A 23,255-nucleotide genomic window follows, 5' to 3' on the forward strand; every position below is an offset into this window, starting at 1 on the left:
TCGTGCGGTGAGGTGGTCACCTGGCGGCTTCGATGCGGGTGCGGAGGGCCAGGAGGCGTTCCAGGTCGCGGCGGACCTGGGTCAGGCGGGCGGTGTTGCGGGCGGATTCGGCCTCGAGTTCGGTCTTGATGACGCGAGCGGACTCGGCCGCTGCCTCGCGCAGGGAGTGGGCCACCTCGGTGCAGCGGTCGCGCAGGGCGCGGTGCACGGTGCGGGTCGCGTCCTTGGCTTCCTTGCCGTAGCGGAGGAAGAAGTCGTCGACGTGGCGCTGGGCGGCGGTCTTGGCGACCGCTTGGCGGCGTTTGAGGCGGGCGCCGCGTTCCTCGAAGACGCTGCGGGCGCCGAAGGCCGCGCCCGCGCCGAGGGAGATCGGGTTGATCAGCGGCAGCCCGGCCAGGGTGGTCGCCAGGCCGGACATCAGCAGGCCGCTGTAGGACCCGCGCAGGCCGACGAACACCTTCTGCGCCGGGGAGAACCGCTCGATGTTGGGTTTGCGCAGGTCGTCGTGCCAGCTGCCGCCCAACGCGCGCAGCATCTCGCCGGGGACGACGTCGTTGCCGGGCAGGGCCTTCCTGGCGACCCGGGTGGCGATCCACTCGAACCGCTCGACCAGCCAGCCGGAGTTGACCTCGGCCACCGCCGTCAGCGCGTCGTGCATCCAGTCGCTGAACTCGTCCCACACCGTGCCCGGGTCGGCCGCGTCGAAGTAGTCGTCCACCTCGCGCAGGATCCGCCTGGTGCGTTCGCGCAGGTCGAAGTCCAGGTCCGCCAACAGGTCCCCGACGTCGTCGGCGAGCTGGGTCTGCCAGCGCGCGCTCTCCCGCTGCAGCCGCTCCACCCGCCGCCCCGCGGACTGCCACTCGGAGAGCGCACGCGTGTCGGTCGGCGCGAGTCCCGCGTCGAACTCCGCGCGCAGCGGGGTGATCAGCTGCTCCAGCGCCAACCCGCTCGTCGCCGCGGCGGCCCGGGCCGCGACCCGCGCGGGGTCGGTGAGCACGTCGCGGCGCAGGCAGCCGATCAGGTCGGCGAACCCGGATTCCTTGTTCAGCTCGGCGTCCTCGGTGCGCACCGCGGCCGCGCGCAGCACCGACGACACCGGGATCAGCGGCGCGACCACCCCGACCTCGGCCAGCCTGCCCCGGTCGACCTCGGCGACCCGGCGCCACCCGGGCACCAGGTCGATCTTGGTCAGCGCGACCAGGACGGTCGGGCACAGCCTGCTGACGTGGACCAGCAGTTCCAGCTCCAGCGCGCTCAGCTCACTGGTCGCGTCGGTCACCACCAGCACCGCGTCGGCGTCGGCGAGCACCGCCAGCGCCCGCGCGGTCCGGGGGCAGCCGGGCGCGCCGAACCCGGGGGAGTCGACCAGCACCAGCCCGGCACCCAGCAGCGCGCGCGGCAGCCCGACGTCGCGACCCGCCGAGCGGTCCGAGGCCTCCAGCAGCGGCGTCGGTCTCTCCGCGTGCCGGACGACGGTGGGCGCGATCGTGGTCAGGTCCGTGCCGACCGGGCACACGTCGGCGCCGACCAGGGCGTTCACCAGCTCGCTCTTGCCCTTGCCCGGGTACCCGGCGACCACCACGCGGCGGCCCGGCTCCAGCAGACCGGCGCGCCGGTCGAGCAGCCGGTCGACCAGGTCGTGGCGCTCGTGGGTCGCGCAGGCGCGGATGGTGTCGTCCAACAGGTCCAACCAGGGAGGCGCGGTCATCACCCTTTTGAGAATGCCTTGTTCCCCCGGATAGGTGAAGACGGCGGGGCCTGTCGCTGGGACAGACCCCGCCGCCACCGCGGGTCGGCTCAGTGGCCGAGGTCCAGGTCACCGGTGAGGCCGCCGACGTCGGGCAGGCCGTGGTCGCCGAGCGCGCCGTCGGTCAGGCCGCCCACGGAGTGGGACACCTGGCTGGCCACGTCCGGCAGCGGGTTGGCCACCGGGAGGTCGGGGACCTCCACCGGGAGCTGCGGCAGGTGCGGCAGGTCGACCGGGAGCTCGGGCAGGTGCGGGAGGTGCGGGAGGTCCGTGGGCAGGTGCGGCAGCCCGCCGGGCAGCTGCGGCAGGTGGTCGGTCGGCAGCCCGCCGGGCAGCTGGGGGAGCTCCGGCAGCTCGGGCAGCGCGCCGGTGTCGACCGGGAGGTGCTGCGCGGGCTCCGGTGCGGGGACCGGCTGCGGCAGGGTGGCCCGCAGGTGCTCGCTGATCTCCTCGACGTGGTCGAGCGGCGAAGAACCGGTGAGGAACCCGCCGAGGTCGACCGGCGAACCGTGCAGCAGCTCACCGCCGGAGCTGACGAAGTCCGCCACGGTGCCCGCGGTGAGGTCGGTGCCGCGCAACGAGTCGGTGTCCAGCGCGCCGGTCGGGTCGATGCCGTGCAGGTCGGTGCCGGGCAGGTCGAACCGGTCGGTCAGGCCCGTGGTGCTCAGCGAACCGGTGCCCGCCACGCTCACCTCGACCTCGGGCAGCGCGACGGCGTCGAGTGCGGCTGTCGGGTCGGAGTAGTCCACAAGGGACAGGTCGACGTCGACATCGGCGTCGAACCCGGCCGCGCCAACGGCCGCGGCCGCACCGGAGGACGAGGCGGCAGCGGCGGCGGAGCCGAAGTCGGTCCCGGCCGCGGCGGCGACGCGGTCGTCGGCGAACGCGACCTGGCCGGACCCGGTGACCTGCTCGGACTCCAGGGCGAACGCGCCGACGAGCGAGTCGTCGTCGACGGTCAGGTCGGCGGCGTAGCCGAAGTCGTTGGTGGCACCTGCGGTGACGGCGTGCAGGCCGCCGTTCTGCTCGAACGCGCTGGCGCTGGAGAACCAGTCGGAGCCGATCTCGAGCTCACCCGCGGCCGCGCTCGGGTCCAGGTCGCCGGTGGCCGTGGTCGCCGAGGTCAGCACCTCGGACACCTCGCGCAGGTCGGCGGCGGGGGCGTAGTCGGCGACGAAGGGCAGCGCGTCCTGCAGGTCCTGCACCGAGACGTCGCCGAGGCCCGCGCCAGCCAGGGTGCCGGAGGGGTCGGCGGCGAAGGCGGTGCGGGCGGCGTCGTCGGAGATCAGGCCGAGCACGAACTCGTGCAGGGTCTGACCGGCGTCCGTGCCGGTGAGCGGCTCGGCGGGCTGGGCGGTGGGCTGGGCGAGCGGGGTGGGCTGGCCGGAGCCGGAGCTGGACAACTGCTTCTCCTCGGGGGATGGCGACGGGCGGGGACTCGGCCAGGGGACCGGGGCATCGACCCTGGCTGATGATCGACAACGGTAGGCCGGATGGCGGATGCCGCCATCGGGGATCACTCCCTGTCTCAATCCCCCACCGAACGGTCGGTGACTATTCACCTATTAGGGGGTTAGGGAGTGTTGTGCGTACCACTCGGGGTTGCTGACGGGGGTTGGTCGCCTGGTACGAACTGGGGCACCAGTGACCGAGGAGGACCGCACCGCCATGCCCGGTTCCCCGTCCTACCTGCTCGGCGTCGACATCGGCCGCACCCGGTGCGCCGCCGCCGTGCGCCGCCGCGCCGGAACCGGGTTCGGGCCGGTCGAGGTGGTCGCGCTCGACGGGTCCGCGCGCTGGCTGCCGTCGGCGATCTTCCTTGGCGCACAAGGGGAAGTGCTGGTCGGCGCGGCCGCGGAACGAGCGGGGGCCGAGCAGCCGGAGCGGATCGCGCGCGCCGTGCTCGACCGGGTCGGCGACGACGTCCCGGTGCTGGTCGCAGGCGAGCTCTACCCGGCGGAGAACCTGGTCGCGGCCATCGCCGGGTGGGTCGTCGACGTGGTCGCCGAGGCCGAGGGCGGGCCGCCGAGCAGGCTCGCTGTCACCCACCCACCCGAGTGGGGGTCATACCGACAGGCGCTGCTGTACGACGCGCTCACCGAGGCCGGGCTGCCCGGGGTCACCCTGCTGCCCACCGTCACCGCGGCCGCCGAGGCGCACCACGCCGAGACCCCGGTCCCGGCCGGATCGCCGCTGGTGGTGTCGCTGCTCGGCGGGCACCGCGCGGATCACGCGCTACTCGTGCGTAACCCGGTGGCCTTCGACGTCGTTGCCCATGGTGTGACCCCTCGCGCGGGCGCCGCGGTCGACGACGCCCTGTACCGCCACGTCGTGCTCTCGGCGACCCCACCGGCCGCGATCACGGGCAGCACCGACCTCGAGACGACCGCCGTGCTCGCCCCGCAGCCCGACCCGGCGCTGCTGGTGGCGTTCCGCGCCGCCTGCGCCACCGCCAAGGAGCGGCTCTCCGCCGCCACCGAGGTCCGCGTCCCCGTGCCGCACCTGCGCACCGACGTCACCGTCACCCGCGCCGCGTTCGCCGAGTTGGCCGCCCCGGTGCTGCTGCCCGCCCTGGCCGCGACCCGCGCGATGCTCGGCAAGGCCCCGACCGCCGTCGTCGCGGGCGGCACGGCCAAGATCCCGCTGGTCGCCGCCCTCGCCCCCGGACCGGTGCTCGACGACCCGGCCACCGCCGCCGCCAGGGGCGCGGCGCTCGCGCTGGCCCCGCACGCGCCTGAACTGCCCTCCGCTGTGCGGAAACCGGTGCCTGACCCGGAAAGCGAACCGGCGCTGTTCCCGGTGCTGGACTCCACTGTGGACGGGATCGACGTGTCCGAGGAACCGCCGCCGCGACCACCGGTCGAGGTCGTCCCGCTGGAACCGCCCGCGCGCGGCTTCCGGTTCGGCCGCCGGGGTGCCCGGTGATCCCGGGGCACGCGACCCCGGACGAGCTGGTGCTCGACGACCCGACCCGCAGGCTGTGCGCCGCGATCACCAGCGGCGACCTCGCCCCGGTGCGGCTGGCGGTGATCGCCCCCGGCGGCTACGGCAAGAGCGCGCTGCTCGACCTGCTCGCCACGGCGAACGGCGCGCGCCGGTACCGCAGCGGTGCCACCGGCGGTCTCCTGCTGGTTGATGACGCACACCTGTTGTGCGACAAGGATTTCGTCGAACTCGACGCGCATCTCGCCGACGAGTCGGCCGGGTTGGTCATCGCCGCACGCCCGCGTCCGCGCCCGACAGGGCTGACCACGCTGCTCGGCCGGTTGCGGGGGCAGGTCGTCCTGCGGGCGTTCGACGTCGACCGCACCGCCGCTTGCCTGGGCGCACTCGGGGCTGACCCGGGCCTGGCGGCGTTCGTGCACTGCCAGACCGGCGGTGTTCCCGGCCTGGTCCACCGGCTCGCGCCGCACCTGTCCCAGGGGCAGGACACCGTGCCAGCCGCAGCCATCGACGAGTTCCGGCTCGACCTGGACCAGCTCACCGCCGACCAGGTGCACGCACTGTTGGCCGCCGAGGTCAACGCCGACGCAACGTTGCTCGGTGGGCTGCTCGGCGTGCCCCCGACGGTCGCCGCTGCCCATGTCGATGCGGCACGGGCGACTGGGTTGCTCGCCGCGGACGGGTCGTTGCTGCCGTTGGCCGCCGCGGTGCTGCGTGCGCTCGTCCCGGCTGATCAGCGCACCGCCGCGCTGGGTGGGCTCGCGGAGTTGCGCCTGGCTCGCACCGGTCCGACCGGCGAGTTCGCTGCCGCGCTCCTGGCCGCCTCCGCTTCTGGTCCCGCTGCTGGTGCCGTCTATGCCGCTGCAGCCGCCGAGGCCGAGCCGGGTTTCGCGGTCCAGTTGCACCAAGCGGCGGAGAACGCGGGACACCCGGTCGACGAGATCGGTCGCGCTGAGGCCGAGGCGCGCGCCGGTGATCTTGATGCCGCGTTGCGCAGGGCGGACACGCTCCTCGCCGCCGGTGAGCCGCGTGCCGCCCACGTTGCCGCCGCCGCGTTGGCGCACCGGGGACAGGCCACGCGGAGCGCCGAGATGTACCGGTGGGCGGGCGCGGGTGCGCTGGCCGCCATCGGCTTGGCCGGGACGGGCAGGCTCGCGGAGGCCAAGTCCGCCATGCCCGCCGACTCCGCCGCGCCGCCGACGCTGTTCAGCACGGCCATCTCCCTCGCGGCCAAGGGGATTCTCGACTCCATCGGCGGCGACGCGGGCGCACTGTCCACTGTGGTGCGTGCGGCCGAGGTGATGGAGCCGGTCGGCCGGGACGTGCTGCTGCCCGACAGCCCCGCTGCGCTCGGCGCCATCCTGGCCATCAACACCGGGGCGACCGGTATCGCCGAGCCGCTGCTGGCCAGGGCGTGCACCGGTGGCGAGCTGCTGCGCACCCGGCACGCGCTGCTGGCGGCGTGGCCCGCGATGCTGCGCGGGGAGTCGGTTCCGGTGCCCGACGGCAGGCAGACGCCGCGCGACCGGCTGTTCGCCGTCGGCCTCGCGGTCGGCGCCGCCCGCCGCGACGGCGACCTCGCCACCCTGCGCCGGGTCTGGGACTCGGCCAACGAGGCCGTCGTCCGCCACGACATCGACCTGTTCACCCTGCTCCCGCTCGGCGAGTTCGCCATCGCCGCCGCCCGCCTCGGTGAACTCGACCGCTTCACCCCGCACCTGGACCGCGCGTGGACCCTGCTCGCGGCGCTCGACAACCCACCCGCCTGGACCGCTTTCCCCCGGTGGCAGGCCTTCCACGCCGAGATCACCGCCTCGCGCGTGCCAGCCGCACGTGATCACGTCGAGGTGCTGTCGGGGTCCACCGAGCAGTTCCCCGCAGCTCTGGCCGAGGCCGCCCGCTGCTGGCTGGATGTCCTGGCGGGCAACGTCAACGCCCCCCGCGTCGAATCCGCCGCCCGCGCCCTGCACGCCGTCGGCCTGCACTGGGACGCCGCCCGCCTGGCAGGCCAAGCCGCCACCCGCACCGCCGACCGCAAGCGCATGCTCGCGCTGCTCGACTGCGCCCGAACCCTCCAGTCCGGCGCCGCCCGCGAGGAAGCCGCCACCGACCCCACCGGCAAATCCCGCCTCAGCGGCCGCGAACTCCAGGTGGCCGAACTGGTCCTAGCGGGCCTGACCTACAAGCAAATCGGCGACCGGCTCTTCATCTCCGCCAAAACCGTCGAACACCACATGGCCCGCATGCGCTCCCGCCTAGGAGCCACCAGCCGCACCGACCTCCTCACCCAACTCCGCGACATGGTCACCCCACAGCCTCCACAGAGGACCAGCCCAGCCCTGGCCCCATAACTTCTCAGGGCCGCGGAACACGTGAACCCGCTTCGCATCGCGACTCAAGCAGGTGGCGTTCTACGAGGTGAAGACCAGGATGAGTGCCAGGATGGCCAGGGGTGCCAGTGCCCACCAGGTGGAGGTCACGGCGACCACGCCCAAGGTGCACACGCCCGCCACGCCCAGGAACAGGGCCAAGCCCCGGTTGTTGCGGCGTGCCGCTGGGCGTTCCAGCAGGGGGTCGCGGACGACGACCACCGGCGCGGGTGCTGGGGCCCGCGCCGGTTCGTCGAAGGAGGGGTGTGGGTCGGGGAGGTCGTCGAACAGGGCGCGCAGGTCGGAGCGGGTTCGGGCGGCGGCGGCCTGGGTGACGCGTTGTTCGTACTCGGCGAGGTCGAGGCGCCCGTTGGCGAGGTGGTCGGCCAAGGCGGCCACGGCCTGCTCGCGCTCGGAGGTGCCGACCCTGATGTTGGCCTCCCGACCCGTCCCCATGCCGCCACTTTACGCCGGGATCAGGCCCCTTCGCGGAGTACGGCCTCGATTTCCACCAGTACGCGTACCTCGTCGCTGATCACGAAGTTGCCGTTGGCGAGGGTGGACTGGTAGGTCAGGCCGAACTCACCCCGGCTGATGGTGGTGGAACCGGAGAACGCCGTCTTCACCGCGCCGTCGATGCCGACGCCGAAGCCGAGGGCCTCGACGGCGAGGGTGACCGGGCGGGTGGTGCCCAGCAGCGTCAGGTCGACGTCGAGCAGGAAGTTCTCGCCGTCGGGGCGCAGGCCGGTGGACACCAGGGTGGCCGTCGGGTGCGTCTCGGTGTCGAGGAACTCGGAGCCGAGCAGGTGCCGGTTGAACACCTCGAGGCCGGTGTCGAACGACGTGGTGTCGATCTCGGCGGTGACCGTGGAGGCCAGCGGGTCGGCGGCGGTGACGATCACGCCGCTGAACCGCTCGAAGCTGCGCCGGTAGCGGGCCAGCCCCAGGTGGCGCACCACGAAGGACACGTCCGAGTGAATGGGGTCGATGTCCCACGTCCCGGCCAGGTAGCCGGGGATCTCGATGGCGGTGGTCACGGCACGTGCTCCTTGTGCTGGTCGAACGGGCTTGCTGGAGGTGAGGACGGGATTCGAACCCGCGTGCACGGCTTTGCAGGCCGCTACCTCAGCCACTCGGTCACCTCACCAGTAAGTGCTTACCGACAACTTGGCACCCGAGCCGGTCGCGGTCAAAGGTCAAGCAGCGGTTCCCGCTCTGCGGGACCGCGTGCGCCTAGGCTCAGCGGTGTGCTCAGTCATGGGATGAATTACGACGTGGCGGCGGTCCGGGCGAGGTTCCCCGCGCTGGCCGAGGGTGCGGCGCACTTCGACGGGCCGGGCGGCTCGCAGGTGCCCGTGGACGTGGCCGAGGCGGTGGCGGGCGCGATGCTCGCCGCCGTGGCCAACCGGGGGCGGGTGACGGCGGCGGAGCGGCGGGCCGACCTGATCGTCACCGATGCCCGCCAAGCGGTGGCCGACCTGCTCGGCGCCCACCCGGCTGGGGTGGTGTTCGGCCGCAGCATGACCCAGTTGACCTACGACTTCGCCAGGGCGCTGGCCAAGGACTGGGGCCCCGGCGACGAGGTGGTGGTGACCAGGCTCGACCACGACGCCAACATCCGGCCCTGGGTGCAGGCCGCCGCCGCGGTGGGGGCGACCGTGCGCTGGGCCGACTTCGACCGCGACACGGGGGTGCTGCCGGTCTCGGCCGTCGCCGACCTGATCAGCCCCAAGACCCGCCTGGTCGCGGTCACCGCCGCGTCGAACCTGCTCGGCACCCGGCCGGACGTCCCGGCGATCACCGCGGCCGCGCGCGCCGTGGGTGCCCTGTCCTACGTCGACGGCGTCCACTACACCCCGCACGCCCTGGTCGACGTCAAGGCGCTCGGGGCCGACTTCTACGCCTGTTCCCAGTACAAGTTCCTCGGCCCGCACCTGGGCTCCGTCGTGGCCGACCCCGAGCTGCTGGAGACCATCCGGCCGGACAAGCTGCTGCCGTCCTCCGACGCCGTCCCGGAGCGGTTCGAACTCGGCACCCTGCCGTACGAGTCGCTGGCGGGCAGCACGGCGGCGATCGAGTTCATGGCCAACCTGGTGCCGGGGGAGGGCACCCGCCGGGAGCGGCTGACCCGGTCGCTGGCGGCGCTGCACGAGCACGAGAGCGTCCTGCTCGCCCGCTTGGAGACCGGGTTGCGCGCCCTGCCCGGCATCCAGCTCTACGGCGATCCCCAGCGTGACAGGACATCCACCGTTCTGTTCACTGTGGATGGTGTGGCGCCCGCTACCGTCTACGAGCGGCTCGCCCTGGCCGGGGTCAACGCACCCGCGAGCCACTTCTACGCCATCGAGTGCGCCCGCTGGCTCGGCATCGGCGACGCGGGCGCGGTGCGGGCCGGGATCGCCCCGTACACCGACGTGTCCGATGTGGACCGGCTGCTCACCGCGCTGGCCGACATCGGCTGAGGCTACGGACAAGGACGGGGCGAGGCCCTGCCTGGCGCACCCCAGGCAGGGCCTCGGTCCACCGCGCCGCGCGGATCAGCCGGTGGCGAGTGAGAGCCCGTAGACCGAGAGGATCTCGTTGACCGGCTGGAAGTACGTCGTCCCGCCGGAGGAGCAGTTGCCGGACCCGCCCGAGGTCACGCCCTGGGCCTGGTCGCCGCTGACCCACGAGCCACCCGAGTCGCCGGGCTCCGCGCACGCGTTGGTCTTGGTCAGACCGGTGACGGTGCCCTGCGGGTAGTTGACCGTGGAGTTGGTGGCCTGGATGGTGCCGCAGTGCCAGCCGGTGGTCGAGCCGGACCGGCACACGCTCTGGCCGACGCCCGCCTCGGACGACCCGCCGACGGTCACGTTCCCGTTGCCGTACCCGTTGACGGTCGGCGACGGCGTCCACGACGAGTTGGTCGCGACCCACGCGTAGTCGTTGCCGGGGAACGAAGAACCCTGGAACGTGCCGAGGGCGCTCTGGTCGGAACCGGTCGTGGGCGAACCCTGGGTGCCGCAGTGGCCCGCGGTGACGAACCCGCCCTCGACGGAGAAACCGACCGAACAGCGGCTGGAACCGTTGATGTAGTAGGCGTTCCCGCCGACGACCGAACCCGCGAACGGCCGCGGCGCCTCAGTCGTCTCGGCCACGCGCACCGGTCCGGTCGTCTTGGCCTTGTCCACGAAGGACGTCACGTCCGCGCCCGTCGCGCCGCGCTGGACGGTGAGCACGACGGAGTTCGACGGCGCGTCGACGTACCAGCCGGTGACGGCGGTCGGAGCACCCGCGCCCGCCTGCTCGTCGATGGCGGCCTTGGTCGCGTCCAGGTCCGCCGCGCTGTGGGTGACCACGGCCGGGCGGGCGCCGGTCGAGCGGACCGCGTCCACCTTGCCCGCGTCGGTCACGCCGACCACGAGCGTGCCCTGGTCGAACCACGACCCGCCGAAGGCCTGGCCGGCCGCGTCCCGCGCGGTCGGTAACAGGGACCTGGCCGAGTTCTCGGTGGCGACCCGCTGGTGCACCTGCTCGGCGCTGAGGCCGAGGTCGCGCTGCATGGCCGGGACGAGCGCCGCGGGGGCGGCGGTGGCCGACGGGGTGAGCGCCACGGCCGCGACGGCGGCCAGTCCGGTGGCGCCGAGGGCGACGAGCACCTGTTTTCTGGTGGAGCTGCTGCGCATGGGGATGGTCCTCTTCCTTGCTCGCAGGGTCCCGGGGGTCCGGGTTGAGCACCCACCCGACCGTCACCCGGATCAGCGACCGCTGATCGTCGTGGCCGGTCGGTGTGATGGACTGACGCTAGAGTGACTCCGCGCAGGTGGGGCACCCTACGAAAGTCGGTTCTGTGATTTCTTCACCCATTGAGCCGTAAATCGGTTACCAACGGTGAGCGAACAGCACCGTCTCCAATGTCTCAGTTGGTTACATCATTCGAGTGAGAAGCGATGCGGGTGTCGTGACGATTTCGGGGGACCTCGGCGAGGCCGCGATGGACTGGCCGCCGCCGGGTTGGGTGATCACCTTCGACATGGTCGACTTCGACCGGGGCAAGCCCCGGTTCGTCGGCATCGGCGTGGTCGCGGGCCACCCCGAGCCGGACCCGTACCTGGACCGGTACCGGCTGCCGGTGCGCCCGCTCGGCCCCGACCACAGGCCAGTCCCCAATTGGGTTGGCCGGTCGGACATCATTGAGGCGGTCCCACCGCCGGGGTGGTGACCCGTGTCCCCCGGAGGTGTGTCGTGCTGCACCCGCAGGTGCGCGCCGTGGCCAAGGCCGGTGGCGTCCCGCCGCCGTTGACCGTCGAGACCCTGCCCGCGGCCCGAGCGGGCTTCGCGGCGACCACGCTCGCGGAAGCCGGGCCCGGCACGCCACTGGCCGCGGTGTCCGACGCCTCCGCGGGCGGTGTCCCGATCCGGCTCTACCTGCCCGCGTCGGACAGTCCACTCCCGGTCACCGTCTACTTGCACGGCGGCGGGTGGGCCATGGGCGACCTGGACACCCACGACCCGTTGTGCCGCTACCTCGCCGCGCTCTCCGGTGCCGCTGTCGTCGCCGTCGACTACCGGCTCGCGCCGGAGCACCCGTTCCCCGCCGCCATCGACGACGTCGACACCGCCGTCGCCTGGCTGCGCCGGGTCGGGTCCGAGATCGGCCTGGACGTCAGCCGGATGGCGATCGCGGGCGACTCCGCTGGCGCGCACCTGGCGACGGTGGCGGCCCGGCGCGCACGCGACCGCGGCCAGTCCTTCGCCGCGCAGGTGCTCGTCTGCCCGATCACCGACCACACCGCCGAACTGTCCGATGTGGATAGCCCGGGGTTGTTGCCGCAGGGACTCGAGTTCTGTTGGGACGCATACGCTCCCGAGGGCGTCGACCGCGATCAGCCCGACCTCGCACCGGGCACCGCCGACCTGGTCGGCCTGCCGCCGACGCTGGTGATCACCGCCGAGCACGACATCCTGCGCGCGTCCGGTGAGGCCTACGCGCAGGCGCTGGCCGAGGCAGGCGTACCCGCCGTCGCGGTCCGCTACCAGGGCATGATCCACGGCTTCTTCCGCCGCCTGGCCCGGTTCGACGCCGCGCGGCAAGCCGTGGCCCAGGTCGCGGCGAACCTCCGAGCGGAGCTGTCATGAGCGCGACGTTGGTGGCCAAGGGACTCGCGGCGGGCCACGGTGACCGCATTCTGTTCGACGACCTCGACCTGGTCGTGGCGCCGGGCGACGTCATCGGCCTCGTCGGCGTCAACGGAGCGGGCAAGTCGACGCTGCTGCGGACGCTGGCCGGGCTACTGCCCGCGGAGGAGGGCGACGTCCGGCTGAACCCGCCGACCGCGACCGTCGGCTACTTGCCGCAGGAACCGGAACGCCGCCCGGGGGAGACCGTCGGCGAGTTCCTCGCCAGGCGCACCGGCGTCGCCGAGGCGCAGCGGACCATGGACGCCGAGGCGGAGGCACTGGCGAACGGCGCCGACGGCGAGGCCTACACCGTCGCGCTGGAGCGGTGGCTGTCGCTCGGTGGCGCCGACTTCGACGAGCGCGCGGTCGCCGCCATCGCCGAGATCGGGCTCGGTGTGGGGCTCGACCAGGAGATGGTGTCGCTCTCCGGCGGTCAGGCCGCCCGCGCGGGCCTCGCCTCGCTGCTGCTGAGCCGCTACGACATCTTCCTGCTCGACGAGCCGACCAACGACCTGGACCTCGACGGCCTCGCCCGGCTCGAGGCGTTCGTCGGGGGCCTGCGCACCGGGGCGATCGTGATCAGCCACGACCGCGAGTTCCTCACCAGGACCGTCACCAGCGTGCTCGAACTCGACCTGCACCAGCAGGAGATCCGCGAGTACGGCGGCGGGTACGGCGCGTACCTGGAGGAGCGCGAGCTGGCCCGCAAGCACGCCCGCGAGGCCTTCGAGGAGTTCGCCGACACCAAGTCGGCGCTGGAGGCCCGGGCCCGCACGCAGCGGGGGTGGATGGACAAGGGTGTCCGCAACGCCCGCCGCAAGGCCACCGACAACGACAAGATCGGCCGCAAGCTGCGCGCCGAGTCCAGCGAGAAGCAGGCCGCCAAGGCCAGGCAGACCGAGCGGATGATCGAGCGGCTCGACGTGGTCGAGGAGCCGCGCAAGGAGTGGGAGCTGCGGATGGAGATCGCCGCCGCGCCCCGCACCGGCGCGGTCGTCGCGGCGCTGACCAACGCGGTCGTCACCAGGGGCGGTTTCACCCTGGGACCGGTCACCCTGGAGATCGGCTGGGCGGACAAGGTCGCCATCACCGGCGCGAACGGCGCGGGCAAGTCGACGCTGCTGGCCGCCCTGCTCGGCCGGGCGGAACTGACGTCAGGCTCGGCCTACCTCGGTCCGGGCGTCGTCGTCGGCGAGGTCGACCAAGCTCGTGGGCTCTTCCTCGGCGACGAGGAGCTGCTCGACGCGTTCAGCCGCCAGGTCCCGGACTGGCCGACCGCGGAGGTGCGCACCCTGCTGGCCAAGTTCGGCCTGCGGTCGGCGCACGTCCTGCGGCCCGCCGCCACGCTGTCGCCAGGCGAGCGGACCCGCGCGGCCATGGCCCTGCTCCAAGCCCGCGGGGTCAACCTGCTCGTCCTGGACGAACCCACCAACCACCTCGACCTCCCGGCCATCGAACAGCTGGAGGCCGCGCTCGCCGAGTACCCGGGCACCCTGCTGCTGGTCACCCACGACCGCAAGATGCTGGACGCGGTGGCCACCACGCGCGACCTGCGGGTCGACGCGGGCAAGGTGTCCGAGAGCTGAGCGGCAGTGGGCCGTCGTGGCGACGGCCCACCGCGCGTGGTCAGCGGGGTTTGGTCGCCGTGTGCACGCGGCGGACCGCGCTATCGATCTGGCGACTGTACTTGCCCCGGGTGCGCTGGTTGACGAAATGGCCCGCCTTCGCGGCCATCCGGTTGACCTTCTCCGGGTTCTTCTTCGCGTACTTGGTGGCCGCCGCGGCGGCACCCGCCAACGCGGTCAGCCTCTTCAGCAGTGGCATCGTCCGCTCCCTTCCGCTCACCTTCTCAACGGGTCAGGTACCCCCAAAGGTTCCGGACCACTCGCGTTGAGAGACCCATTACTGTGCACGTATGGCCACGTATGCATCAGTCAGCGGCAAGCGGCAGACCGCCGTCACCCCCGCGCGGATCGTGGCCGCCGCGCTCGGCCTGACCGCGCGGCACGGCCTGGAGAACTGGACGTTGCGCCAGCTCTCCGGCGAGATCGGCGCCTACCCGGCGGTGGTCTACCACCACGTCGGCGACCGCGAGTCGGTCGTGGCCGCGGTGCTCGACCAGGTCGTCGCCGAGTTACCGCTACCGGCCGAAGACCTGCCCTGGCGGCAGTGGTTCGAGCGGCTGCTCACCGACGCGCGACCGGTGCTGCGCCGCCACCCCGGCACCGCGCGCCGCCTCGCCGTCCGCGGCGACCGGGTGCCCGCGCTGCGCGAGCTCATCGACCGGGGCCTCGCCGTCCTGCGCCACGCGGGCTTCGGCGACGAGGCCGTCGCGGTCAACACCCTGCTGCTGACGCACGCCTGGCAGAGCATCGCGACCGAGGACGACCGCGACCGCGACGCCCCGGGCGATCCAGACATCAGTGGTCCGGAAGGGACTGACGAGGGCGGCGTCTGCCAGGTCGACGTGTGCCAGGTCGACGTCTTCCACTACGGGCTGGCGCGCATCCTCGACGGCATCGCGTCCCAACCGGACGGTCAGCGGACGCCGGTGGGCGGTCAGCGGGCAAGCAGCTCGTTGAGCTCGCCCCACGACAGCGCCTCGGCCACCGACTCGTAGGTCCCGGACACCAACAACTCCCGGGTCGCCCGGCGCACCAACGCGTACGCGGACTGCGCGATCGCGGCACCCAGGCTGATCCGCGCCACCCCCGTCGGCACCAGCTCGGCCACCGTCGGCGCACCCGGGTAGACCATCGCGTTGACCGGCGCCGGGATCTCGCGCGCCAACCTGGCCAGCACGTCCAGGTCGGTCAGGCCGGGCACGAAGATCCCCGACGCCCCGGCGTCGAGGTAGGCGCTCGCGCGCCGCACGGTGATCGCGAACCGCTCCGCCTCGTCGGCACCCGCCCCGCGCAGGTAGGTGTCCGTCCTGGCGTTGACGTACAAGGCGATCCCGGCCTGGTCAGCCGTCGACCGGGCCGCCACCAGCCGGTCCGCCTGCTCGTCGAGCGGGCGCAGGTCGTCGTCGTGGCTGTCCTCGATGTTCACGCCCACCGCGCCCGCGGCGAGCACCCCGCGCACCGTCTCGGCCACACCGTCGGGCGTCGCGCCGAAACCGGACTCGATGTCCGCGGTCACCGGCACGTCCACCGCGGACACCACGCGGGCGATCAGCGCGACCGCCGCCGCGCGCTCCAGGGCGTCGCCGTCGGGGGCGCCAAGGCCCCACGCGACACCGGCGCTGGTGGTCGCCACGGCGGGGACACCGGCCGCAGCGGAGACCACCGCGCTGGCCACGTCCCAGGCGTTGGCCAGCAACAACGGTGTGCCGGCGGTGTGCAGCGCGGTGAAGGCGGCGGCTCGGTCCTGTTGGGAAGTCGTCATGGGGGCATACAAGCAGGCCGCACCGACAGCGGCTGGCTGGATTCCGACGGCACTGCTTTCTGGACTGTCAAGTCGTTTTACCGCCAATGACGCTGTACGGCCGACCACCATCCTGTTCGGGTGCATGAGGATTTCGACCGCTGCGTCCGCGCGGTGCGGTCCAGGGACGCGCGTTTCGACGGCTGGTTCTACACCGCCGTCAGGACCACCCGCATCTACTGCCGACCCAGTTGTCCCGGGATGCCGCCCAAGGCGGAGAACATGACGTTCTTCCCGAGTGCGGCTGCCGCGCAACAAGCGGGCTACCGGGCCTGCAAGCGGTGCCGCCCGGACGCCAGCCCCGGGTCGCCGCAGTGGAACGAGCGCGCGGACCTCGCCGCCCGGGCCATGCGGCTGATCGCCGACGGTGTCGTCGACCGCGCCGGTGTGCCCGGTCTGGCCGCCCGGCTCGGCTACAGCGTCCGCCAGGTGGAGCGCCAGCTGCTCGCCGAGTTCGGCGCCGGACCGCTCGCGTTGGCCAGGGCGCAACGCGCGCAGACCGCCCGGCTGCTGATCGAGACCACCGCGCTGCCGATGAGCGAGGTCGCCGCCGCCGCCGGGTTCGGCAGCATCCGCACGTTCAACGACACCGTGCGCGAGGTGTTCGCGCTGCCGCCGACCGAGCTGCGGCTGCGCGCGGGCAGACAGGTCGCCAGCCCCGGTGTCCTGTCGCTGCGGCTGCCGTTCCGCCAACCGCTGTGCCCGGACAACCTGTTCGGCCACCTCGCCGCCACCGCCATCCCCGGCGTCGAGGAGTGGCGCGACGGGGCCTACCGGCGCACGCTGCGGCTCCCGCACGGCACCGGCATCGCGACCCTGCGCCCGACCGTCGACCACATCGCCTGCCAGCTCGCCCTGACCGACCTGCGCGACCTGGCCCGCGCCATCAGCCGCTGCCGCAGGCTGCTCGACCTCGACGCCGACCCGATCGCGGTGGACGACCTGCTCGCCGCCGACCCGGTGCTCGCCCCGCACGTGCGCCGCGAACCCGGCCGCCGGGTCGCCCGCACCGTCGACGGCGGCGAACTGGCCATCCGCGCGGTCCTCGGCCAGCAGGTCTCCATCGCCGCCGCCAAGTCCCACCTCGCCCGCCTCGTCCACGACCACGGCGACCCGGTGCACGACCCCGCGGGCGGCCTCACCCACCTGTTCCCCACGGCGGCCACCCTCGCCGAACTGGACCCGGACCGCTTCGCGCTGCCCCGCGCCCGCCGCGACACCATCGCCGCCCTCGTCTCCGCCCTGGCCAACAACGCCATCGACCTCGGCGTCGGCGCCGACCGCGAACGCGCAAGGGCCCGCCTCGCCACCCTCCCCGGCTTCGGCCCCTGGACCGTCGAGACCATCGCCATGCGCGCCCTCGGCGACCCCGACGCCTTCCTCCCCGGCGACCTCACCGTCCGCGCCGCCGCCCGCGCCCTCGGCCTACCGCACACCCCGTCCGCCCTCACCGCCCACGCCTCAGCCTGGCGCCCCTGGCGCGCCTACGCCGTGCAGTACCTTTGGGCCATCGGCGAACACCGGCTTTAACCGTCCACAGTGGAGGCATCGTGTCCCTGGAAGCCATCGAGGACGACTGCTGGGGACCCCCAACCGGCACCACCACCCGCCTGGTCGCCGAATGCCACCGCCTCCGCACCATCCCCCTCCCCCACCCAGACCTCATCGACCCCGTCACCAACGCCATCACCACCTTCCGCTCAACCACGAGGGGCCTCTAGCGTCGATGGCCCGGCAGAGCACAGGAATCGCTGAGGCTTATCCCGAGCAGGCACCGAGCTGGGTCCACGGACCGGTGCGGTAGCCAGCGCGGACGAATGAGATGTGCGGCTACCCGTTCGACCGTGAAACCGGGTTCGGTGCGACCATCAGCGAGTCCTGGCACATGCCGTCGATGCCAAGGCCCGCAAGCAGTTCCATGGCCCACCAGTCCACCAGCCATCGGTCGTTAGCCCAGCTACAGGCGCTCGACGTTGTCGCCGTCCAAGTGGCCTCGGGTGTCGAGGATGGCGCGGGCGGTGTGGGTGATGGTGGGGAGGTCGTAGCAGCGGTGGGCTTGCAGGAGGATGATCAGGTCGGCTGTGTTGTCCACATGGGACAGGGCGGGGACGGGTTCGTCGTCCACGGTGAAGGTGGGGGCGTGCGGGTCGTGGTAGGAGACGTGGGCGCCGAGGGCGCGGAGTTGGCGGACGACGCCGGTGGCGGGGGATTGGCGGAGGTCGGCGACGTCGGCTTTGTAGGTGACGCCGAGGAGGGTGACCTTGGCGCCGGAGACGCGGCCGCCGTCGCGCAGGAGGATGTCGCGGGCGCGGCGGACGACGTAGCCGGGCATGCCCGCGTTGACCTCCTGCGCGGTGGTGACCATGGAGCACGGCAGGCCCTCGGCGCGGGCGCGGTTGGCCAGGTAGCGCGGGTCGACCGGGATGCAGTGCCCGCCGACGCCGGGGCCCGGCGAGAACGGCTGGAAGCCGAACGGTTTGGTCGCCGAGCAGCGCAGCACGTCCCACACGTCGATGCCGAGCCGGTCGCAGAACACCGCGAGCTCGTTGACCAGCGCGATGTTGACCAGCCGGTAGCTGTTCTCCAGCAGCTTGGCCGTCTCCGCCTCGCGCAGCCCGGCCGCGACCACCACCGAGTCGACCAGCAGCTCGTAGAACGCCGCGCACCGCTTGGCGCACACCGGGGTCAGCCCGGCCACCACCTTGGGCGTGTTCTCCAGGACGTACTCGCCGTTGCCCGGGTCGATGCGCTCCGGGGAGTAGCCGAGGTTGAAGTCCACCCCGGCGACCAGCCCGGTGGACTCCAGCACCGGTAGCAGGACCTCCTCGGTGGTACCCGGGTAGCTGGTCGACTCCAGCACCACCAGGCTGCCCGGCCGCAACCTGGCCGCGACGGCCCGACCGGCGGCGAGCACCGCGCGCAGGTCGGGCTCGCCGTCGACCAGCCCGGTCGGCACGCAGATCACCACCGTGTCCGCTGTGGACACCGCGTCGAACTCCGCGCTCGCGGTGAAGCCACCGGCGCGCATCGCGTCGACGGCCTCGGCGCCGATGTCCTGCACGTGCGAGCGACCCGAGGCGAGCCCGCCGACCACCGCGGGATCGGTGTCCACCCCGACCACCGTGAGCCCCGCGCCGACCGCCCGCCTGGCCAGCGGCAGTCCGACGTACCCGAGTCCGACCACCACGAGGTCCGCTGCCACGGGATCGCTGTTCCTTCCTCAGACGCTGAAGCTGCCGACGGGGCTCACGTGCGTGCCGTTGCCCGGCTTGAGCTCCTGCACCGGCCAGATCGGGAACGTGCACTTGGGGTCGAAGTAGATGGTGACCACCCGGTCGGTCTGGTTGACCAGCACGTGCGAGGCGATCGGCAGGCTGTAGCAGCCGCTCGGGCTCTTGTAGACGGTGACCGGGGTGAACTCCATCTGGAAGACCACGACCTGGTCGGGCTGGGGCGCGGGTGGCAGCGCGGCGCTCGCCGAGGGTGCCGAGGCGAGGGTGGCCAGTGCCGCCGCGCCGAACGCGGCCGAGATCTTGCGGGCGAACCGCATGACGGTTCCTTCCTCGTGATCGGGTGCGTGCTGCCCATGCTGGTCATTTCCCGACCCCCTCGCAGTCGCTGAGTCGGGTATGTGTTTTCACCTCATTGATAAGTGGCGCGTGACCGCCGGTATCCCTACCGTCCGCTAGGTCAGGGGGCGGACCGGTGGGAGGCAAGGTGGAGATGACCCGCTACGACTGGGGGCGGTCACACCCCGGTGTCGACCACATCGTGGCCGGAGCCGCCCCGGTGCTCGCCGAGCTCAGCGCGCACCCGGTCTACCAGCGGATCACCACCCCGGCCGACCTCGCCGTCCTCATGGGCCAGCACGTGTTCGCCGTCTGGGACCTGATGTCGGTGCTCAAGGGCCTGCAGAACGAGCTCACCTGCGTGCGGGTGCCGTGGGTGCCGACCGGCGCGCCCATCTCCCGCAGGCTGGTCAACGACATCGTGCTGGTGGAGGAGAGCGACGAGTTCGGCGAGGGCTTCGCCAGCCACTTCGAGCTGTACCGGCACGCGATGACTGAGGTGGGCGCCGACACCCTCGCCATCGACGCGTTCCTCGACCTGGTGCGCGCCGGGGCCTGCGTGCCAGACGCGCTCGCCGACGCGGGTGTCCCCGGCCCGGCCGCCACGTTCGTGCGCGCGTGCGGCGCGTTGGTGAGCAGGGCGCCGGTGCACTGCCAGGCCGCCGCGTTCGCCTTCGGCCGGGACGACCTGCTGACCGCGACCGTCCACGTTGTCCAGTCGGAGCCGGGCGCGCGACCGCTGCTGCGGCACTACGCGCGTCGGCACCAGGAGATCGATACCGACCAGCACACGCCGATGGCGCTGCAGGTGGTCGCCGACCTCTGTGGACCGGACGAGGGGAAGTGGGCCGAGTGCGTGACCACTGTCGTGGGTGTGCTGCGGGCCAGGATCCGGTTCTGGGACGGGATCGTCGAGGCGGTGGACCGGCAGCGGACCGGGCGTGACTACCGGTGTCCCAATCGGAGGATCGGGAATACCCCCGATTTGGGGACACTTGCGCCGGGCCCGGTGGCGCCGGCGTTGCTAGTGTCGGCTGCGCGGGGCCAGCGGAACACCGATGTGGCAAGGCTCCCGCGTTCACACAGCCAAGCACATGAAGGAGCGAGGTCGTGACCGCTAGCGTCCAGGACAGCAGGCTCAAGCGCCGTTTCGAACTGTGGGACAACAACGGGGACGGGGCCATCGACCGGTCCGACTACGAGAGCGAGGCCAGGCGCATCCTGCAGGGCTTCGGCGAGCAGGAGAACTCCCCCAAGGGCCGCGCCCTGCTCTCGGCCTACTCGACCATGTGGGAGTCGCTCGCCGACAAGGCGGGCACCGGCCCGCAGGGCCAGGTGACCCTGGAGCAGTTCATCCAGATCACCGAGCGCGAGATCGTCCAGGCCGGGGACGCGGGCTTCGACCGCAACCTGCGCCCCTCCATCGAGGCCATCGTCGACATCGCCGACACCGACGGCGACGGCGAGGTCAGCTCCGCCGAGTTCAAGCGCTGGATGCGCGCGGCGGGCGTCGACGAGCGCCAGGCCGAGCAGTCCTTCACCCAGCTCGACACCAACCACAGCGGCACCTTGTCCGTCGAAGAACTCGTCGACGCGGTCCGCGACTACCACCAGGGCAAGCACGACATCTCCCTGCTGGGCAACTGACCCCGTAGCACCCTGAGAGACCTCTGTTCGCGGACAGCGCGGACAGGGGTCTTTCGCTATCCCGATCCCCTGCGGCAGAAGCCGCTGCCGGCCAAGGTGACCAGCGGTCTTGAATGGCACGCACTCTCCGCCGGAGACGCGGGAACGCAGGGTCGGAGCAGCGGCCTCGTCGTCGCGGTGGTCGACCACATCACGGTCTCGACTCGAAGATTGTTGGCGGGCAACATCATCAGATAGTCGGCGATCCGAGAGTCCGGCCCCTCGCCACCCGCGATGACCGCGTGATGGCGGCCGCGAGGACTTCGAACCCGGTCTCGCAACTGGGTCAGACTTCTGGTGGCCAGGTGACGCGGAGATCTGCTCCTTGTCCACCGACGTGCACCGCGTGATGTTGTGGTAACCGAGAACCGCCAAACCCACGGTCCCGCAGCCGCTGACAGGCTCACTTGGCCTGCCGGACAGCACTCGTGCCGTCTTCGTGCACCGAACTCGACACCTCCCCAGTCTTGGGCGACTCGGAGGATAGCGCGGAGCGACCGAGTCCTGGTTCGGGTTCGGTCTCTGCTCGCCTTTCCACCAAAGGGCGTCTGCACAAGCACACACAGGATGCCCGGGAGGAACCGCAGCTGCCGGTGGTCGGGTTCGCCGCATGGCATGTCGCGGGTCAGGGTGGGCAGCGAATGGGTCAGGGTTTGCGGAGGTTGGCTAGGAGGGTGCGGCCCAGGACGGTGGGGGTGAGCATGTCGGTGGGGCGGATGCGCATGTTGATGACTTCGGCGAAGCGCTGGGCTACTAGGGGGTCGGTCATGGCGGCGTGGTCGAGGGCGGTGGAGATGGCGCGTTGGAGGGGGTAGGTGAGGGGGCGGGTGGCGGTGACGTGGGGGAGGCGGAGGTCTTCGGTGGCGCTGGTTTGCCAGGCGGTGTCGACGATGACCTTGAGGCGGCGGAAGTAGGCCGTCGTGGGGTCGGTGGTGTCCAGCCAGGCGGCTAGGGCGGAGGCGTGCAGGGCGGCGGAGGGGACGCCCTGGCCGTAGATGGGGTTGAAGGAGGCCACGGCGTCGCCGATGGGGACCAGGCCGGTGGGGAAGGTCGGCATGGTGTGGAAGTCGCGGCGGATGCTGTGCGGGAAGCGGTGGGTGGTGACGGGGCCCGCGGGGGTGCCGGTCCTGGCGAGGGCGGCGAAGGCGTCCGCGGGTTCCAGGAGGCAGCGGGCGGTGAACTCGTCGGGGTCGCGGGTGGGGCGGTCGTCGCCGTAGCCGGAGATGGTGCACATCCAGCGGTCGCCGCGCACGGGGGCGATGCAGCTCACCCCCGGTCGCGCCGAGGTCGGTGACCGCAGCGAGTGCACGGCCAGCAGCCCGTCCAACCGCTCGTCCGGCGACCGGTGGAACAGCGCCGTCGCGTACCCCAGGTCCAGCCCGATCCGTTGGCGCGGCGGCGCCGGGAACCCGAGCTCCGCGAGCCAGGCACCCAACCTGCTGCCCCGCCCGGTCGCGTCGACCACCAGGTCCGCACCGTCCACAACAGACCCAGAGGCCAGCCGCACCCCGTGGACCCGTGATCCGCCAACCAACCCCACCACCCGGTCGGACACCAGCCGCACCGAGGGCAGCACGGCCTCCCGGATGTGCCACTCCAGCAGGGGCCGGTAGAACGGGACCAGCACATCCCCCGGCACCACCGGTCGCTGGCGGCCGTCCACGAACATCCGGCCGTCCTGCCCGGGCGTGCACACCACCGTTCCCGCCGCGACCAAGTCGTCGAGCAGGTCCGGGAACCAGTGCGTCAGCAGCTCCTGCGCCAACCCCAGCAGCACGTGGAACTGCTCCCCGTGCGCCGTCCCCGGCCGGTTGACCGGACCAGCGGGCAGCTGATCCGGTTCCACCACGACGACTTCGTCCGCCCGGTCGCGCAGCACCCGGGCCGCGAGCAGGCCGGCGATGCTGCCGCCCGCGATGACCGCCCGCTTCACGACGCCGACTGGACGAACTGGACGGTCGACTCCGGGGACAGCGCGATCTGCTCGCCGGTCACCGGTGACTCGCGGCGGATCAGGATGTTGTAGTGGTTGGGGAAGTGGCACGCGTCGAACCCGAGGACGGTGCCGACGACCTGACCGCCGATGCGCACCTCGTCACCCCGGTCGATCACCCCGCCGTGCCGGATCTCGGCGAACCCGAGGAACCCGACCCGGTCGATGCTCCCGTCGCCCACGGTGTGGTCGGTGGTCACCAGCTCGTGCACCTCGCCCTGCCGCACGCACCGGCTGGCGAACTCCTCCAGCCGCATGCCCCGGTCGTCGCGCTGGTGCACCAGGACCTTCACCAGCACCCCGGACACCGTGCGCTTGCTGCCGTCCTCGATCATGTCGTCTCCCCGATCACCGTTGCCACC

The 23,255-nt window shown here is 72.4% G+C and carries 22 protein-coding genes and 1 tRNA gene; 11 read left to right on the plus strand and 12 right to left on the minus strand.

What is annotated here, in order from left to right:
- Window positions 1-16 precede the first annotated feature (16 nt).
- Together LV79_RS09845 and LV79_RS09850 are read right to left on the minus strand one after the other, a co-directional pair.
- Window positions 17-1,708 (minus strand): dynamin family protein, encoded by a 1,692-nt coding sequence (locus tag LV79_RS09845; protein WP_253834314.1) that lies wholly within the window; start codon window positions 1,706-1,708, stop codon window positions 17-19.
- 89 nt (window positions 1,709-1,797) lie between these two features.
- Window positions 1,798-3,150 (minus strand): IniB N-terminal domain-containing protein, encoded by a 1,353-nt coding sequence (locus LV79_RS09850; protein ID WP_253834315.1) that lies wholly within the window; start codon window positions 3,148-3,150, stop codon window positions 1,798-1,800.
- A gap of 241 nt (window positions 3,151-3,391) precedes the next feature.
- Between LV79_RS09850 and LV79_RS09855 the strand changes: the two genes are divergently transcribed.
- Both LV79_RS09855 and LV79_RS09860 read left to right on the plus strand, forming a co-directional pair.
- Window positions 3,392-4,672, plus strand: coding sequence for an Hsp70 family protein (locus LV79_RS09855; protein WP_253834316.1), 1,281 nt, complete (start codon window positions 3,392-3,394; stop codon window positions 4,670-4,672).
- A complete protein-coding gene (locus LV79_RS09860) occupies window positions 4,669-7,041 on the plus strand; it encodes a helix-turn-helix transcriptional regulator (RefSeq protein ID WP_253834317.1) in 2,373 nt (790 codons plus the stop codon). The genes LV79_RS09855 and LV79_RS09860 overlap by 4 nt, the downstream gene beginning before the upstream one ends.
- 60 nt (window positions 7,042-7,101) lie before the next feature.
- Here LV79_RS09860 and LV79_RS09865 read toward each other — a convergent pair whose 3' ends face one another.
- From LV79_RS09865 to LV79_RS09875, 3 genes are all read right to left on the minus strand, one after another.
- Entirely contained in the window at window positions 7,102-7,515 is a 414-nt protein-coding gene (locus LV79_RS09865) for a DUF1707 SHOCT-like domain-containing protein (protein WP_253834318.1), read from the minus strand.
- Window positions 7,516-7,535: 20 nt separating this feature from the next.
- Window positions 7,536-8,096, minus strand: a complete 561-nt coding sequence (locus LV79_RS09870; protein WP_253834319.1) for a YceI family protein — start codon at window positions 8,094-8,096, stop codon at window positions 7,536-7,538.
- 35 nt (window positions 8,097-8,131) lie between these two features.
- Window positions 8,132-8,206 (minus strand) — tRNA-Cys (locus tag LV79_RS09875).
- 115 nt (window positions 8,207-8,321) lie between these two features.
- Here LV79_RS09875 and LV79_RS09880 point away from each other — a divergent pair.
- Window positions 8,322-9,521, plus strand: a complete 1,200-nt coding sequence (locus LV79_RS09880; protein ID WP_253834327.1) for a cysteine desulfurase-like protein — start codon at window positions 8,322-8,324, stop codon at window positions 9,519-9,521.
- A gap of 75 nt (window positions 9,522-9,596) precedes the next feature.
- On the opposite strand, the gene LV79_RS09885 is transcribed toward LV79_RS09880, so the two are convergent.
- Window positions 9,597-10,724 carry a S1 family peptidase gene (locus tag LV79_RS09885; protein ID WP_253834329.1) on the minus strand — a complete coding sequence of 376 codons (1,128 nt, stop codon included), beginning with the start codon at window positions 10,722-10,724 and terminating at the stop codon, window positions 9,597-9,599.
- 275 nt (window positions 10,725-10,999) lie between these two features.
- Here LV79_RS09885 and LV79_RS09890 point away from each other — a divergent pair, with 275 nt between their 5' ends.
- The 3 genes from LV79_RS09890 to LV79_RS09900 are packed head-to-tail and all read left to right on the plus strand — an operon-like array spanning window position 11,000 to window position 13,805.
- On the plus strand, window positions 11,000-11,260 hold the full coding sequence (locus LV79_RS09890; RefSeq protein WP_253834331.1) for a hypothetical protein: 261 nt from the start codon (window positions 11,000-11,002) through the stop codon (window positions 11,258-11,260).
- A gap of 23 nt (window positions 11,261-11,283) precedes the next feature.
- Window positions 11,284-12,177, plus strand: coding sequence for an alpha/beta hydrolase (locus LV79_RS09895; protein WP_253834333.1), 894 nt, complete (start codon window positions 11,284-11,286; stop codon window positions 12,175-12,177).
- Window positions 12,174-13,805 carry an ABC-F family ATP-binding cassette domain-containing protein gene (locus tag LV79_RS09900; RefSeq protein ID WP_253834335.1) on the plus strand — a complete coding sequence of 544 codons (1,632 nt, stop codon included), beginning with the start codon at window positions 12,174-12,176 and terminating at the stop codon, window positions 13,803-13,805. The genes LV79_RS09895 and LV79_RS09900 overlap by 4 nt, the downstream gene beginning before the upstream one ends.
- Before the next feature lie 40 nt (window positions 13,806-13,845).
- On the opposite strand, the gene LV79_RS09905 is transcribed toward LV79_RS09900, so the two are convergent.
- Window positions 13,846-14,043 carry an antitoxin gene (locus LV79_RS09905; RefSeq protein ID WP_253834337.1) on the minus strand — a complete coding sequence of 66 codons (198 nt, stop codon included), beginning with the start codon at window positions 14,041-14,043 and terminating at the stop codon, window positions 13,846-13,848.
- Between the two features lie 91 nt (window positions 14,044-14,134).
- On the opposite strand from LV79_RS09905, the gene LV79_RS09910 reads away from it, so the two are divergent.
- Entirely contained in the window at window positions 14,135-14,839 is a 705-nt protein-coding gene (locus LV79_RS09910; protein WP_253834339.1) for a TetR/AcrR family transcriptional regulator, read from the plus strand.
- Here the strand turns inward: LV79_RS09910 and LV79_RS09915 are convergent.
- Window positions 14,779-15,606, minus strand: a complete 828-nt coding sequence (locus tag LV79_RS09915) for an isocitrate lyase/PEP mutase family protein (protein WP_253834341.1) — start codon at window positions 15,604-15,606, stop codon at window positions 14,779-14,781. The genes LV79_RS09910 and LV79_RS09915 overlap by 61 nt on opposite strands.
- Window positions 15,607-15,726: 120 nt before the next feature.
- Between LV79_RS09915 and LV79_RS09920 the strand changes: the two genes are divergently transcribed.
- Entirely contained in the window at window positions 15,727-17,175 is a 1,449-nt protein-coding gene (locus LV79_RS09920) for an AlkA N-terminal domain-containing protein (protein WP_253834343.1), read from the plus strand.
- A gap of 20 nt (window positions 17,176-17,195) precedes the next feature.
- Window positions 17,196-17,366: a hypothetical protein gene (locus LV79_RS09925; protein WP_253834345.1), complete on the plus strand. Its 171-nt coding sequence runs from the start codon at window positions 17,196-17,198 to the stop codon at window positions 17,364-17,366.
- 236 nt (window positions 17,367-17,602) lie between these two features.
- Here LV79_RS09925 and LV79_RS09930 read toward each other — a convergent pair whose 3' ends face one another.
- On the minus strand, window positions 17,603-18,847 hold the full coding sequence (locus LV79_RS09930) for a nucleotide sugar dehydrogenase (RefSeq protein ID WP_253834354.1): 1,245 nt from the start codon (window positions 18,845-18,847) through the stop codon (window positions 17,603-17,605).
- An 18-nt stretch (window positions 18,848-18,865) separates the two neighbouring features.
- Window positions 18,866-19,195 carry a hypothetical protein gene (locus LV79_RS09935; protein ID WP_253834356.1) on the minus strand — a complete coding sequence of 110 codons (330 nt, stop codon included), beginning with the start codon at window positions 19,193-19,195 and terminating at the stop codon, window positions 18,866-18,868.
- Between the two features lie 155 nt (window positions 19,196-19,350).
- On the opposite strand from LV79_RS09935, the gene LV79_RS09940 reads away from it, so the two are divergent.
- Window positions 19,351-20,328: a DUF3050 domain-containing protein gene (locus LV79_RS09940; RefSeq protein ID WP_253834358.1), complete on the plus strand. Its 978-nt coding sequence runs from the start codon at window positions 19,351-19,353 to the stop codon at window positions 20,326-20,328.
- Window positions 20,325-20,861: an EF-hand domain-containing protein gene (locus LV79_RS09945; RefSeq protein WP_253834360.1), complete on the plus strand. Its 537-nt coding sequence runs from the start codon at window positions 20,325-20,327 to the stop codon at window positions 20,859-20,861. The genes LV79_RS09940 and LV79_RS09945 overlap by 4 nt, the downstream gene beginning before the upstream one ends.
- Window positions 20,862-21,546: 685 nt before the next feature.
- Here LV79_RS09945 and LV79_RS33765 read toward each other — a convergent pair.
- Window positions 21,547-22,833: an FAD-dependent oxidoreductase gene (locus LV79_RS33765; protein ID WP_285469422.1), complete on the minus strand. Its 1,287-nt coding sequence runs from the start codon at window positions 22,831-22,833 to the stop codon at window positions 21,547-21,549.
- Window positions 22,830-23,228, minus strand: coding sequence for a DUF6917 domain-containing protein (locus tag LV79_RS09955; RefSeq protein WP_253834362.1), 399 nt, complete (start codon window positions 23,226-23,228; stop codon window positions 22,830-22,832). Before LV79_RS09955 ends, LV79_RS33765 begins: the two co-directional genes overlap by 4 nt.
- Between the last annotated feature and the right edge of the window lie 27 nt (window positions 23,229-23,255).

Origin of the sequence: Actinokineospora globicatena, from assembly GCF_024171945.1 — a bacterium.
Classification (GTDB): Bacteria; Actinomycetota; Actinomycetes; order Mycobacteriales; family Pseudonocardiaceae; genus Actinokineospora; species Actinokineospora globicatena.

Bases quoted from the DNA above. Each gene is read 5' to 3' on its own strand.
- LV79_RS09845 (WP_253834314.1), bottom strand. From the start codon at position 1,708: ATGACCGCGCCTCCCTGGTTGGACCTGTTGGACGACACCATCCGCGCC.
- LV79_RS09865 (WP_253834318.1), bottom strand. From the start codon at position 7,515: ATGGGGACGGGTCGGGAGGCCAACATCAGGGTCGGCACCTCCGAGCGC.
- LV79_RS09880 (WP_253834327.1), top strand. From the start codon at position 8,322: ATGAATTACGACGTGGCGGCGGTCCGGGCGAGGTTCCCCGCGCTGGCC.
- LV79_RS09885 (WP_253834329.1), bottom strand. From the start codon at position 10,724: ATGCGCAGCAGCTCCACCAGAAAACAGGTGCTCGTCGCCCTCGGCGCC.
- LV79_RS09900 (WP_253834335.1), top strand. From the start codon at position 12,174: ATGAGCGCGACGTTGGTGGCCAAGGGACTCGCGGCGGGCCACGGTGAC.
- LV79_RS09905 (WP_253834337.1), bottom strand. From the start codon at position 14,043: ATGCCACTGCTGAAGAGGCTGACCGCGTTGGCGGGTGCCGCCGCGGCG.
- LV79_RS09910 (WP_253834339.1), top strand. From the start codon at position 14,135: ATGGCCACGTATGCATCAGTCAGCGGCAAGCGGCAGACCGCCGTCACC.
- LV79_RS09915 (WP_253834341.1), bottom strand. From the start codon at position 15,606: ATGACGACTTCCCAACAGGACCGAGCCGCCGCCTTCACCGCGCTGCAC.
- LV79_RS09935 (WP_253834356.1), bottom strand. From the start codon at position 19,195: ATGCGGTTCGCCCGCAAGATCTCGGCCGCGTTCGGCGCGGCGGCACTG.
- LV79_RS09955 (WP_253834362.1), bottom strand. From the start codon at position 23,228: ATGATCGAGGACGGCAGCAAGCGCACGGTGTCCGGGGTGCTGGTGAAG.